Origin of the sequence: Stappia stellulata DSM 5886, assembly GCF_000423705.1 — a bacterium.
Classification (GTDB): Bacteria; Pseudomonadota; Alphaproteobacteria; order Rhizobiales; family Stappiaceae; genus Stappia; species Stappia stellulata.
Genome location: NZ_AUIM01000004.1, coordinates 610,818 through 624,691, shown reverse-complemented (window position 1 = coordinate 624,691; position 13,874 = coordinate 610,818). Strand labels below are relative to the sequence as shown.

The following is a 13,874-nucleotide window of genomic DNA, read 5'->3' as shown; positions in this document are numbered from 1 at the left end:
GGAGGGACGCATTCCGTCAATTGGCGGCGGGCCAGTTGCGATCACCTTCCGGCATCATGAAGACCTGGCCGGGATAGATCAGGTCCGGGTTGCGGATCTGGTCCCTGTTGGCCTGGTAGATCGTCGTGTAGCGCAAACCTTCACCGTAGCGGCGCTGCGAAATGGTCCAGAGATTGTCGCCGCTTCGGATGATGATGTTCGGGATCTGGCGTGCGCCCGTGCTGGCGCTTGCGCCGGCGCCGGCACCGGCCGTCCCGGTGGCACTCAGCGGGCGCAACACGATCGCATCCTCGGCCTTTTCGAAGGTCACCTGCGCACGTGCCACCACGGTTCCGCTGTCGGGGACAATCTGGTCAGCCCGAACGTCGACCTCGCCGGGCGCAATCTCGTTTTCGGTTTCCATCAACCAGCGACCCTTGCTGTCGGTCGTGGTCTCGCCGATCAGCGTGTTGTCGAAATAGACACGGACGTCGGAGTCCGGCTCGCCGGCGCCTGCGACGAACACCTTGCTGTCTTCCGTCTCCACCGCCTCGACCGTCACTTGCGGGGTTTCGCCGTCCGCGGCCGGCCCCGTCCGGAGGGGCTGCGCCAGCCGGTCGGCGGACGCGGGGCCGTTTTCGCCTGCGGGATCCGGCCGCGCCGGCATATCGCCCGGCGCTTCGCCGGCCGGTGCGGAGGATGATTGCGCTGCTTGTGCCGTTTGTGCGGGAGGCTGCTGCGTGTCGGGCGTCTCCGGCGCTTGCATGGTCGGTGCGGAGGCGGTGTCTCCTTCCGGTGTCCTGGCAGGGTCGGAGAGCGGCGTGTCGGCGGGGGACGTTCTTGTCGCCGTCCCGGATGGTGCGGGGTCCCCGGCGGTTTCGGGCGAAGGCCTGTCCAGGGCCGCCAGTTCCTGCGCGGGTGCGTCTGTTTCAGTGGGCGGTGTCGTGTCCGCCGTCTCAGCCGTCTCGGGCTTTTGCAGGACCTGCGACGGAGCGCCCGGCTCGTTGAGCATCACCAGGACATCGCCGGTCTCGGAGTTTTCGGGAACGGAAACGGCCATCGACTGTCGCGATTTGGATTTCATCGCGCCGGCCTCGTCCTGCGTTTCCAGAGTGACGGCATGGGCGCCGGGGTCGAGCGGCGTATCGAGGACGATTGCGAACTCGCCGGCCGCGTTCGCTATGCCCTTGCCGATCACCTTGCCGTTGGACAGGAGCGCGACGATCGCGCCGGCTTCCGAGCGACCGGCGACGACGGTCGAGCCGTCCGGCTCCACGCGCATCAGGTCGAAGGTCGGCTCGGCGGCGCTCTTGGCCGTGGCGGTGTCGACGGGCCGGGAGGAGCTGGCCGCTTCGCCCTCGTCCCCGGCAGCGGTGGTTTGCGACGTTTCGGGGACCGGGCTTTCGGACGCTGCCGGTGCCGAAGCGGACGGGCTTGCCGCCCCCGTGTCGTTCCGGGCATCGCCCTGGCGGGGCGCGACGTCCGAGGGGCCGGTGGCGATGCGTTCACCGCCGCGCTCTTGCTGAAGCTGCCAGAGGCCGACACCGAGCGCGCCGACGCCGACGATGCCGGCAAGAATAAGCAATTGAACGACAACTTTGCGCGACATGCCAGATCCGTTCCCTGTGGTCACAAGCTCATGAGGATCGCTCCTGACGGCCGCGCCGGCGCGGTCCCGGTCGATCCCTTGCCTTTTCTAGATGGTTATATGCTTATTCCGGGGGCGGCAAGCAACCGGTCCGTTCGAGGCATATTGACCAGCGTTCGCCGCGGTGCAAAACAGGGCGCATGAGCGATATGAAAACGATTTGCGTCTATTGCGGCACAGGAGAGGGCGCGACGCCCGCTTATCTTGCTGCGGCCACCGAGCTCGGACGCCGCATCGCGGCAGAGGGCCTTTCTCTCGTCTATGGGGGCGGGTCCATCGGGCTGATGGGCGCAGTCGCCCGCGCCACCCTGGAAAACGGCGGCCATGTCACCGGTGTGATTCCGCGCTTCCTCGAGGAGCGTGAAGTGATGATGCAAACTGTCAGCGACCTTGTCGTGACCGACGACATGCACGAGCGCAAGCGCATCATGTTCGACCGCGCCGACGCCTTTGTCGCGCTGCCGGGCGGCATCGGGACGCTGGAGGAGGTGGTTGAGGTGCTGACCTGGGGGCAGCTCGGCCGGCATCGCAAACCCGTCGCGCTCGCCGACATCAACGGCTTCTGGCGGCCGCTTGTGACCCTGCTGGAGCACATGCGCGCGGAAGCGTTCATCCGGCCGGGCTTTGAGGTTGCCTATCACGTCTGCCCGACGGTGGCGGACATCCTGCCGACGCTGCGAACGGCCTGCGAAGCCGCGGGCGAGGATGCCGGCGCCGATGTCGCGGATCTGGAACAGCTGTAGACTCGGCGTGATGGCCGATAAACGAAAACGGGTCCGTTCGTGAAACATCCGTATTAATAACGAAAAGCCCCGGAGCAATGACTGTTCCGGGGCTTTTTTATTGTTATGTTACTTGAAAGAAGCTCCGTAACTCCTTCGAAGGAAAGTCATAAAGCAGGCCCGTGTCCTTGTTTTCCGGTGCGACGAGGTCGAGCAGGTCGGGTGCGACTTCGCTGGGGTGCGCCAGCGTGCCGACGTTTTCGCCCGGCATTGCTTCGGCGCGCAACGCGGTGCGCATGGGACCCGGATTGAGCAGCATGCCGGTGATCGGCGTCTGGCGGGTCTCGGCGACGTAGGTGCGAAGCAGCGTTTCCACGGCAGCCTTGGAGACCGCGTAGGGCCCCCAGTAGGCCTTGCACGTGTGCGCGGCGTCCGATGTGAGGACGATGACGCGGCCGGCGTCAGACTGCCGCAGCAGCGGATCGAGTGAGCGCAGCAGCCGCCAGTTGGCGGTGACGTTCACCGCCATCACCTTGTCCCAGGTCTTCGGCGTCACATGCCCGAGCGGCGAAAGACCGCCCAGGATGCCGGCATTGGCGACCAGCACGTCGAGCTTTTTCCAGCGCTCGTAGATGGCGGCGCCCAGACGGTCGATCGCTTCGAAGTCGGTCAGGTCGACGGGGACGAGGGTCGCCTGGCCGCCGGCGCTGCGGATCTCGTCGTCGAGTTCCTCCAGGCCGCCGACCGTGCGGGCGATGGCGATCACATGCGCGCCTTCGCCCGCAAGCGCCTTGGCCGCGTGATAGCCGATGCCGCGCGAGGCGCCGGTAACGACCGCGACGCGTCCTTCAAAACGTTTTTGCATGCGTGTTTATCCCACTTCGACCAGGCGCGGCATGTGCGACACGTCGTCGTCATCGGCCATATCCGTCAGCGGTGTCGGATAGTCGCCGGTGAAGCAATGATCGGTGAACTGCGGGTTCTCCGTGTCGCGGCCGTCGTAGCCGATGGCCTTGTAGATTCCGTCGACCGTGAGGAACGCGAGGCTGTCGGCACCGATGTAATTGCGCATTTCCTCGAGGCTGTATTTGGCCGCAAGCAGCTTTTCGCGCACCGGCGTGTCGATCCCGTAGTAGTCGGAATAGCGGATCGGCGGCGAAGCGAGGCGGAAATGGACCTCGCGCGCGCCGGCCTCGCGGATCATCTGGACGATCTTCACCGAGGTGGTGCCGCGCACCAGGCTGTCGTCGATCAGCACGACACGTTTGCCCTCGATCTGTGCCCGATTGGCGGAGTGCTTGAGCTTCACACCAAGGGTGCGGATCTGCTGCGTCGGCTCGATGAAGGTGCGTCCGACATAGTGATTGCGGATGATCCCGAGTTCGAAGGGAACCCCCGAAGCCTCGGCATAACCGAGCGCGGCCGGCACGCCGGAATCCGGCACGGGAACGACCACGTCGGCATCGACAGCCGATTCCAGCGCAAGCTGGCGGCCGAATTCCTTGCGCACGTTGTAGACACTGCGCCCGCCCAGGATCGAATCCGGTCGGGAGAAATAGACATATTCGAAGATGCAGGGCCGCGCGGGCCGCCGGCCGAAGGGGAAGAAGCTCTCGATGCCGCTTGGCGTGCAGACCACGACCTCGCCGTTCTCGACTTCGCGGATGAATTTCGCTCCGATGATGTCGAGGGCGCAGGTCTCCGATGCCAGGATCGGGGCGCCGTTGAGATCGCCAAGCACCAGCGGACGGATGCCGAAGGGGTCGCGGGCGCCGATCAGCTTCTTGCGGGTGAGGGCGACCAGCGAATAGGCGCCTTCCATTTGCAGGATCGCGTCGATGAAGCGGTCGACGATCTTGCCCTTGCGTGAGCGCGCGACGAGCTGGAGCACGACCTCGGAATCCGACGTCGACTGGCAGATCGCGCCATCCTTGATCAGTTCCCGCCGAAGCGTCATCGCGTTGGTGAAATGCCCGTTGTGGCAAACGGCGATGCCGCCGCCGTCGAGTTCGGCGAACAGTGGCTGCACGTTGCGCAGGATCGTCTCGCCGGAGGTGGAATAGCGCACATGCCCGATGGCATAGGGGCCGCTCAGGCGGCCGATCGTCTCCGCATCCGAAAAATGGTCGCCGACGAGGCCCTGGTGACGCTCGGAGCGGAACTGGCTGCCGTCGAAAGTGACGATGCCGGCCGCTTCCTGTCCGCGATGCTGAAGCGCGTGCAGGCCAAGGGCCGTGATCGCCGCAGCGTCGTCATGTCCCAGAATGCCGAAGACGCCGCACTCCTCGCGCAGCGTGTCGCCGTCCAGCTCTTCGCGTGTAAACTCCAGCGTGGTGTTGCCGGCCATCGTCCTGCTCCTGATTGTCACGCCTGCGCCGGTGCGTCAGCGCCCGACAGCGTGAACCCGTTACCGGCGTCGCGCAAGCGGACGCCCGGATATCTCATGATCGCGTTCAACCGCGAAAGGCGGGAACGCAGATTTCGCGCAAGCGTGTCTGCCACTCAGTTGGTGGACGAGCCCGACGTCGTCAACTGTTCCAGCCCGCGTCGCTCGGTATCGGAATAGCCTTGTTCTTCGGCAGGTGCGGCCTGTCTTTGCGGCGCGCTCTCGCCGGACGGCTGTCCGGCGCCGTTGCGAATGCGGTTGAGGATCGCCTTTTCGGGGTCCTCGGGAAGCGCTGCCACGAGCCGGTTTCCGATCGAGTCGAGCATCGGCTTCGACTTTGCCGTGGCAATCCAGCCCGGCTGTTCCTGTGCGGGCACGAACCAGTTGAAGAACAGCATGGCGACGACGACCAGCAACAGACCGCGCAGGGCGCCGAATACGAAGCCGAGCGAGCGGTCCAGCGCGCCGATGCGGCTGTCCAGCACGAAGTCCGAGATGCGCATGGTGATGTAGCTCACCAGGATCAGGGTGATGAGAAAGACACCGGCGACCGACACCCCGAGCGCCACGCTTTCCTGGGCGATATACTGCTGCACGAAGGGCAGCACCTGCTTGTAGAGCAGAAAGGCGGCAACGGCGGCCGCGACCCAGGATGCGATGGACAGGACCTCGCGCACGAAACCGCGGATCATCGCGAGGATCGCGGACAAGAACATGATGACGAGAAGAATTCCGTCAAGAATGGTGATCGGCATTGCTCGGCACGGTCCCTGGTCGCAGCCCATACGGCGTGTTGGGCCCAGTCGTCCGCGTGGGCCCGGCGCGGCAAGTTTACTTCAAAGATCGCGATTCGCGTCCCGTGTGCCACGGAAGAAACGCGCCCGCTTTCCTGTCACGGCGCTGGCATCCGCGCAAGGCGGGATGCGGCTTCGCCTTTGTCTCGTTGCGTCCGTTACAGCGCCTCCGCACTCCGTTTACCCGGCGGGGTCTTGCGAACCCGACCCGGAGGCGATGCGCGCGACCAGATCGGCGAGTTCGGAAAGCCCGGAGACCTCACCGGTCTCGCCCTTGCCGTCCGCCAGATTGGCGTCTGGAACAAAGGCTGCGGTAAAGCCGAGTTTCTGGGCTTCCTTGAGGCGGTTCTGCGCCTGGGAGACCGCCCGTACGGCACCTGACAGACTGATCTCGCCGAAATAGACGCAATCGGCGGGCAGGGCAACCCCGCTGAGGGAGGAGACCAGCGCCGCTGCGACCGCAAGGTCCGCGCCCGTTTCGGTGACGCGCAATCCGCCGGCGACATTCAGATAGACGTCGTTTTGCGCGAAACGCACGCCGCAGCGGGCCTCCAGCACCGCCAGGATCATCGAAAGCCGCGCGCTGTCCCAGCCGATCACGGCCCGGCGCGGGGTGCCGAGCGGGGAGGGCGCGACCAGCGCCTGGATCTCGATCAGCAGCGGGCGGGTGCCTTCGAGCCCCGCGAAGACCGCCGAGCCCGGCGTGCGGCCGGAGCGTTCGCCGAGAAACAGCGCGGAAGGGTTCGCGACCTCGCTCAGGCCCTTGTCGGTCATCTCGAAGACGCCGATCTCGTCGGTGGCGCCGAAGCGGTTCTTGACCGAACGCAGGATGCGGTACTGATGCGCGCCGTCGCCCTCGAAGTAGAGCACAGCGTCGACCATGTGTTCGACGACGCGGGGGCCTGCGATCTGTCCGTCCTTGGTGACATGTCCGACGAGAATGACGGTGGCGCCGCTCGATTTCGCGTAGCGCACCAGCGCCTGCGCCGACGCGCGAACCTGTGTCACTGTTCCGGGGGTGGATTCCACCGTTTCCGTCCAAAGCGTCTGGATGGAATCGATGATGACGAGCGCTGGCGCGGGGCCGTCGGTCAGTGTTGCCAGGATGTCCTCGACGCTGGTTTCGGCGGCAAGCCCGACCGGCGCGTCCGTCAGCCCGAGGCGTGCGGCTCGCAGCCGCACCTGGTCGATCGCCTCCTCGCCGGAAATATAGACTGCGCGATGGCCGCCGCGCGCAACCTCGGCCGCTGCCTGGATGAGCAGCGTCGACTTGCCAATGCCCGGATCGCCGCCAACCAGAAGCGCGGAGCCGCGCACGAAGCCGCCGCCGGTGACGCGGTCGAGTTCGCCGACATGTGTTTCAATGCGCGGCGGCGCCTCGCTTTCTCCCGAAAGGCCGACAAGCGGCACCACGCGCCCCTTGCGGCGGCTGACGGGCGCGGGAGAGCCGCCGACGCCCGCGCCGGTGCGTTCCTCCACCAGGCTGTTCCAGTCGCCGCAACTGTCGCAGCGCCCGGCCCATTTTGCTGCGACCGCGCCGCAGGACTGGCAGACAAAGGAGGTCGAGCGCTTGGCCATCAGCTCTCGCCTCTTGCGGACCGAACCGGGAGATAGCGCCGCGAAAACCGGCGCCCGAGACCGGTCAGCAGTTCATAGCCAATGGTGTCGGCGCATTGCGCGGTCTCGTCGATCGGAATATTGGGGCCGAAGAGTTCGACAAAGGCGCCGCGACACGCAACATCCGGCGGCACGGCGCTCACATCGAAGGCCGACATGTCCATCGACACCCGGCCCAGAATCGGCAGCCGGTAGCCTGCGATCCAGGCGTCGGCACCGCGCTTGTCGTCCGTGGAGCCGCTGGCGCGCAGATAGCCGTCCGCATATCCGGCCGCGACCATGGCGACACGCATGTCGGCCGGGGCGGTGAAGGTCGCGCCATAACCGATGGTCTCGCCGCGCGTAAGCTCATGCACCTGAAGGATGCGGCTCTCCAGCGTCACCACGGGGCGCAGCCGCGCCTGCGGCAGTTCAGAGGCGCTGGCGCCGTAAAGCGTGATGCCGGGACGGGCAACGTCGAAGTGGTAGTCGCTTCCCAGGAAGACGGCGGCGGAATTCGCCAGCGAACGGCGGGCGTGCGGGAAAAGCGCGGTTGCCGCATGGAAGCGCTCGAGCTGGACCGGGTTCATCGGATGGTCGGGCCGGTCGGCGCAGGCCATGTGCGACATCACGAGATCGGGCGTGAATCCGGAGGCGGTCTCCGCGGCGACTGCCCGCGCTTCGTCGAACGACAGGCCCAGGCGGCTTATTCCGGTGTCGACATGCAGCCCCGCCGCCGCCGCTGCGCTTTGGGCGGAGACGAAACCGCGCCATTCGGCGACTTCGTCAACGGATCCAAGCACCGGGCGCAAGCCCTGGCCTGCGTAAAACGCCGCCGCACCCGGATAAAGCCCGTTGAGAATGTAGATCGTCGCGTCGGGAAGGCGCTTGCGCGTGGCGACGCCCTCCTGAGGGGTTGCAACGAAAAACGTCCGGCAGCCGGCCGTCCAGAGGGCGGCGAGGCCTTCATCCGATCCGAGACCGTAGCAGTCGGCCTTGACGGCCGCGCCGCACTCCGCATCGTCGCTTAGCCGCGCGTCGAGCGCCTGCCAGTTGGCGGCGAGTGCGTCCAGATCGATGGTGATGCGTCCGCCGTCGCCGGGGGGCGGGACGGCGCCGTCGCGGGCGGGAGAGCTGTGGTCGGTCAAATCCGTCTTGATCCATGGCGTGAATGGGGCCATTGCCCCGTCTCGTCGCTCGCCGGCGGGCGAGGGGCGGATAGCGCCGTGCCGTCAACCCGGCCGCAAACGCATGCGCGCATTTGGGCGCGCGGGCGCAGATGCGTCAAGCGCGCCGTCCGTCGCATGAGCGTGTCACTGATGCGGTTCGGGGAAGCGGTCCGGGTCGGCGAGGTCGGAGAAGCGCGTGAACTCGCCCTGGAAGTGCAGGTTGGCGGTGCCGGTCGGTCCGTGACGCTGCTTGGCGATGATCACCTCGGCGCGGTTGCGCACACGGTCGAGCTTCTCCATGTCCTCCGGCGTCGCTTCCTGGCCGATGGCCTTAGCGAGATAGTATTCCTCGCGGAACACGAACATCACCACGTCGGCATCCTGCTCGATGGAGCCTGATTCACGCAGGTCGGAGAGAATGGGACGCTTGTCGTCGCGCGATTCGACCTGGCGCGAGAGCTGGGACAGCGCGATGATCGGGACGTTAAGCTCCTTGGCAAGCGCCTTCAGGCCCGTGGTGATCTCCGTGATCTCCTGGACGCGGTTGCCCTGGTTCTTGCTGGACCCTGTAAGGAGCTGGATATAGTCGACGATCAGCAGGTCGAGGCCGCGCTGCCGCTTCAGCCGCCTTGCGCGTGCGACGAGCTGCGAGATCGAGATGCCGCCGGTCTGGTCGACATGCAGCGGCACGCTTTGCATCGTCTGCGACGCGGCGGCGAGTTTTTCGAAGTCGTGTTCCGAAATGTCGCCGCGCCGGATTTTCGACGAGGAGATCTCGGTCTGCTCGGAAATGATACGGGTGGCGAGCTGTTCGGCCGACATTTCCAGCGAGAAGAAGCCGACGACGCCGCCGTTGATCGTCTTCATCGTGCCGTCCGGCTGTTCCTCCGCCTGATAGGCTTCGGCGACATTGTAGGCGATATTGGTCGCAAGCGACGTCTTGCCCATGGCCGGGCGTCCCGCGAGCACGATCAGGTCCGAATGCTGAAGACCGCCCATCAGCCCATCCAGATCGCGCAACCCGCTGGCAAGGCCCGACAGCGCGCCCTCGCGCTGGTAGGCGGCGGCTGCCATCTCGATGGTCGCCGTCAACGCGTCGCCGAAGGAGACGAAGCCGGCGTTGGCGCTGCCCTTTTCCGCAAGCTCGAACAGGCGACGTTCGGCGTCGTCGATCTGCGCACCCGGCGGCATGTCGATCGGCGCATCGAAGGCGATGTTGACCATGTCCTCGCCGATGCGGATCAGGTTGCGGCGAATGGCGAGGTCGTAGATCGCGCGGCCGTAGTCTTCCGCGTTGATGATGGAGGCGGCATCCGCCGCGAGACGCAGGATGTATTGCGCCGCCGACATGTCGGCGATCTTGGCATCCTGCGCAAAGAAGGTCTTCAGCGTGATCGGCGAGGCGACCTTGCCGGCGCGGATGAGCTGGCCGGCCTTTTCATAGACCTCGCGGTGCGGCTCGATGAAGAAGTGGCCCGGCTCGAGAAAATCCGAGACGCGGTAATAGGTCTCGTTGTTGACGATGATGGCGCCGAGAAGCTGGCGTTCAGCCTCCGCGTTGTGCGGAGCCACACGCATCTGTGCCGCGGCGGTCGTATCGTTCGCCGGTGCCGTACCCTTCATCTTTCATCCCCTAGCAAGGCCTCTGTCGTATCGGGCCGGGGGAGGCGAGACAAGAGGCAGGCCAGGGATTCACGCCGATGATTCACGGTCCGTGAATCCACTGGGGACGACTTCGTGAATCCGCTTGACTGTGCGCGGCGGGTTGGTCCGCACCCCGCCGGCTCTGTCGCGGGGGGCGGGCATCGATAGGCGGTGGCATGGCCGTTACACGGCGATTCTGCCGCCGCCCTGTTTCGTCACGACGACCACGGCGGGGCGCGGCGGCATGCCTTCCTGAAAATCGGGCCAGCGGGTTGCGGGATCCTCGAAGGTCGAGGCGCGCTCGAACCCCTTGAAATCCTTGGTGCCGTCTGTGCCGGGTGCTGGACGGCGAGGAAGAGTGTCGTCTGGTCCGCCGTGAAATAGGGACCGCAAAGTTCGCCGCCGACGGGGCAGCGGAAGAAGAGCTTCGAGGAGCCGCGCAACGCGCCGTCCGTCTCCAGCGCGTAGAGCCCGTCGGATTTGCCCGTCTTCCCCCAGTTCGACCCCTGGTCGGTGGAGATCCAGAGACGGCCGTCTGCGTCGATGGCGCAATTGTCGGGAGAGGCGAACCAGCCGTGCCCGGAGGTCTCCGGCCCCCATTGCGCTCCGACCTCGGCAATTGTCGGGTCCCCGCATTTCACCAGGATGTTCCAGGTGAAGCTGCTTGCGGTATGGTTGGCATCGGGCGCGATCATCTCGACGATGTGGCCGAAGGCATTGTCGGCGCGCGGGTTGGCCGCGTCTTCCTGGCCTTCCTTGCGGCGGGTGTTGTTGGTCAGCATCATGTAGACCTTGCCGTCCGGCCCCGGCTGCACGTCTTCCGGCCGATCCATCGGCGTCGCTCCCAACGCATCGGCGGCGAGACGGGCGTCGATCAGGACGTCCGCCTGGCTGGTAAAGCCGTTCTCGGCCGTCAGCGGTCCCTCGCCATGGACGAGCGGCAGCCAGTCGAGCGAGCCGTCCTCGTGGAATTTGCCGACGTAGAGCGTCCCTTCCGACAGGAGCGTCATGTTGGCGGCGCGGTCATCGGAAACGGTGCCGGCGGAGACGAATTTGTAGACATAGTCGAAGCGGGCGTCGTCGCCTGTGTAGACCACGACGCGGCCGTCCGCGTTGACGATGGTTTCGGAGCCTTCGTGACGGAAACGACCGAGCGCGGTGTGCTTGACCGGCGTGGAGGCCGGGTCCATCGGATCGACCTCGACGACCCAGCCGAAGCGGTTCACTTCGTTGGGTTCCACGTCGATGTTGAAGCGTTCGTGATGCTGACCCCAGTTGTACCAGCGCCCCGGCGCGCCATAGCGCTTCAGGCTTTCGGCGTCGGCGCGCTCGATGCGCGGCTTGCCGTCCGCGTCGAGCGTGTCGGTCCAGAAATAACCGTGGAAGTTTTCCTCGGCCATCAGATAGGTGCCCCAGGGCGTGATGCCGCCGGCGCAATTGTTGAGCGTGCCGATCACCCTGATCCCGTCCGGATCCGCCCTGGTTTTCATCCGCGCATGGCCGGCGGCCGGCCCGTCGATGGTCATTTCCGTCTCGAGCGCCGTAATGCGGCGATTGTAGGGGCTGTCCAGAACCACGGACCATTTGCCCTCGGCGCCGCGCGCGATCTCGAACACCGACCCGCCGTGCGCGGCCATCTCGATGTCGACAAGCTCCCGCGTCATGTCGGCGAAGTCCTTGTTGTCCTGCCGGCCGATGCCGGGGAACATGACTTCCTCGTTGGTGTATTCGTGATTTACACAGACAAGCCCGTGCGATCCGTCTTCCGCAAGGGGGACGAAACCGACGTAGTCGTTGTTGTAGCCGAAACGCTTGAGTTGGCCTTCCGCCGACTGGGCCTGCGGGTCGAACGCGCCGACATCGGGAAAGAGCGGATCCCCCCAAGCGATCAGGACGTCGGCATCATAACCATCGGCGATGTGATGACGCTCGTCGTTGCCGCTTTCCAGTTCCATGAAGGCGAAGGTCGCGGACGCGGCGCGGGCTCCGGTCGCCGCGGTGAGGGCAGTCGTGCCAAAGAGGGCGGTTGCGGCGGTGACGCCAAGTGCGCCGCGCAGGATCGCGCGGCGGCCGTACCTGCGGTTGACGATATCGCCGAAGGTCGCGGCACGTCCGGGGCTCAGGACGGTGTTGTCGGCCTCTTCGAAGGCTTCCGCCCTGTTGCCGAAACCGTCCACGGATTCGCTTCTGTTCATCAGCGCTAGTCTCCCTCGTCTGGGCATGGCGCGGCGCGGCTTTGGAAATTCAAAGACCAAGTCTGGAGGACAATGATGCCCGGCTGTGGAAAACTCCAGAAGGTCAGGTCTTTCCGGCGCTCATGGCGCGACGGGCACGAAAATCCTTGCGACGCTGTACTGCGGTTTCGTGACAGCTCCGACAGATGGAGGCACCATGTGCGAAGACAGTCCGACACAGATCGCGCTCAGGGCTTGCACCTGTCATTGAAGTGTCGCTTAATGTTCATGTGAGCGACATTTATTGTTCATATGAAAACAATACGAAAAGCGGACGTTTCGTTCGGTGTGGCCATCCGGGCCCGCCTGCCGTTCCTCAACCGCACGTCGGGCAAAGGCCCGGTTATGGGAGCAAACACAATGGCTTATCGTAAGACACTCGCCGGGCTTGTCGCCGCGACAATCCTGGCCGGAAGCACCACGGCGTCCTTCGCCGCGACCGAAATCCAGTGGTGGCATGCCTTCACCGGCCGCTTGGGCGAGCTCCTCGCCGAGCAGGTGGAGAAGTTCAATGCCTCGCAGGACGAGTTCGTTGTCGTCGCGTCGCACAAGGGCAACTACTCCGAGGCGCTGAATGCCGGCATCGCCGCGTTCCGCGCCGGTGAGCAGCCCCATATTCTTCAGGTCTTCGAAGTCGGTACGGCGACCATGATGTCCGCCAAGGGCGCCATCGTGCCGGTCTACGAGCTGATGGAAAACACCGGCAAACCGTTCGATGCGGATGCCTATCTGGCGGCCGTGAAGGGCTATTACACGACGACCGACGGCGACATGCTGTCGCTGCCGTACAACTCCTCCACGCCGGTGCTCTACGTGAACCGCGATGCGCTGGAGGCCGCCGGTCTCGATCCGGACATGGATCTGTCCACCTGGGAGCAGGTCGGCACCGCGCTCGACGCGCTGAAGGAGAATGGCTCGTCCTGTCCGCTGACGACCGCCTGGCAGAGCTGGGTGCATCTGGAGAACCTCTCCGCCTATCACAACGTTCCCTTCGCCACGAAGGAGAACGGCTTTGCCGGCACCGACACCGAGCTCGCCTTCAACGGCCCGGTTCAGGTCGCGCACATCCAGGCCATGGGTGACTGGGCGAAGGACGGCAAGTTCATCTATGCCGGCCGCCGCAACGAGGGCGGTGCGCGTTTCCGCTCCGGCGAATGCGCGTTCTTCACCGAGTCGTCTGCCGGCTACGCCGGTGTGAAGGCGGAAGCCGAGTTCGCCTTCGACATCCGCGCGCTTCCCTACTGGTCCAATGTCGACGGTGCGCCGCAAAACACCATCATCGGCGGTGCGTCGCTGTGGGTGATGAGCGGCCATGAGGATGAGGAATACGCCGGCGTCGCCGAATTCCTCAACTTCCTCTCGTCCTCCGACATTCAGGCCAACTGGCACCAGAACACCGGCTATCTGCCGATCACCTCGGCTGCTTACGAGCAGACCAAGGAAGCCGGTTTCTACAAGGAGAATCCGGGCACCGACATCGCCATCATCCAGATGACGGGCAAGGCGCCCACGGCGAACTCCAAGGGCCTGCGTCTCGGCAACTTCGACCAGATCCGCGGCATCATCGACGAGGAACTGGAAGCGGTGTGGGCCGGCGACAAGGACGCACAGACGGCGCTCGACAGCGCAGTCCAGCGTGGCAATCAGCTGCTGCGTCGCTTCGAGCAGGCCAACCGCTGAGGGAAGAGCGCCGCCGGTGCAA

Annotated in this window: 9 protein-coding genes and 1 pseudogene; 2 read left to right on the top strand and 8 right to left on the bottom strand. The window is 65.4% G+C overall.

What is annotated here, in order from left to right:
- Positions 1 to 16: 16 nt before the first annotated feature.
- Entirely contained in the window at positions 17 to 1,588 is a 1,572-nt protein-coding gene (locus tag G572_RS0103045) for a LysM peptidoglycan-binding domain-containing protein (protein ID WP_029057237.1), read from the bottom strand.
- Positions 1,589 to 1,767: 179 nt separating this feature from the next.
- On the opposite strand from G572_RS0103045, the gene G572_RS0103040 reads away from it, so the two are divergent.
- Complete coding sequence (locus G572_RS0103040; RefSeq protein WP_029057236.1) at positions 1,768 to 2,370, top strand: LOG family protein; 603 nt, start codon at positions 1,768 to 1,770, stop codon at positions 2,368 to 2,370.
- Positions 2,371 to 2,473: 103 nt separating this feature from the next.
- Here the strand turns inward: G572_RS0103040 and G572_RS0103035 are convergent, their stop codons facing one another.
- The 7 genes and pseudogenes from G572_RS0103035 to G572_RS22185 form a co-directional block, all read right to left on the bottom strand.
- On the bottom strand, positions 2,474 to 3,214 hold the full coding sequence (locus G572_RS0103035) for an SDR family NAD(P)-dependent oxidoreductase (protein ID WP_029057235.1): 741 nt from the start codon (positions 3,212 to 3,214) through the stop codon (positions 2,474 to 2,476).
- 6 nt (positions 3,215 to 3,220) lie between these two features.
- Positions 3,221 to 4,696 (bottom strand): amidophosphoribosyltransferase, encoded by a 1,476-nt coding sequence (purF, locus tag G572_RS0103030; protein ID WP_029057234.1) that lies wholly within the window; start codon positions 4,694 to 4,696, stop codon positions 3,221 to 3,223.
- A 155-nt stretch (positions 4,697 to 4,851) separates the two neighbouring features.
- Positions 4,852 to 5,490, bottom strand: a complete 639-nt coding sequence (locus G572_RS0103020; protein WP_029057233.1) for a CvpA family protein — start codon at positions 5,488 to 5,490, stop codon at positions 4,852 to 4,854.
- Between the two features lie 219 nt (positions 5,491 to 5,709).
- Positions 5,710 to 7,107, bottom strand: a complete 1,398-nt coding sequence (radA, locus tag G572_RS0103015) for a DNA repair protein RadA (RefSeq protein WP_029057232.1) — start codon at positions 7,105 to 7,107, stop codon at positions 5,710 to 5,712.
- Positions 7,107 to 8,306: an alanine racemase gene (gene alr / locus G572_RS22190; RefSeq protein WP_084649841.1), complete on the bottom strand. Its 1,200-nt coding sequence runs from the start codon at positions 8,304 to 8,306 to the stop codon at positions 7,107 to 7,109. The genes radA and alr overlap by 1 nt, the downstream gene beginning before the upstream one ends.
- Positions 8,307 to 8,438: 132 nt before the next feature.
- On the bottom strand, positions 8,439 to 9,917 hold the full coding sequence (locus G572_RS0103005) for a replicative DNA helicase (RefSeq protein WP_029057231.1): 1,479 nt from the start codon (positions 9,915 to 9,917) through the stop codon (positions 8,439 to 8,441).
- A gap of 204 nt (positions 9,918 to 10,121) precedes the next feature.
- A pseudogene (locus G572_RS22185) lies at positions 10,122 to 12,133 on the bottom strand (PhoX family protein).
- Positions 12,134 to 12,532: 399 nt separating this feature from the next.
- Here G572_RS22185 and ugpB point away from each other — a divergent pair.
- On the top strand, positions 12,533 to 13,852 hold the full coding sequence (ugpB, locus tag G572_RS0102995) for a sn-glycerol-3-phosphate ABC transporter substrate-binding protein UgpB (protein WP_029057230.1): 1,320 nt from the start codon (positions 12,533 to 12,535) through the stop codon (positions 13,850 to 13,852).
- Positions 13,853 to 13,874 lie beyond the last annotated feature (22 nt).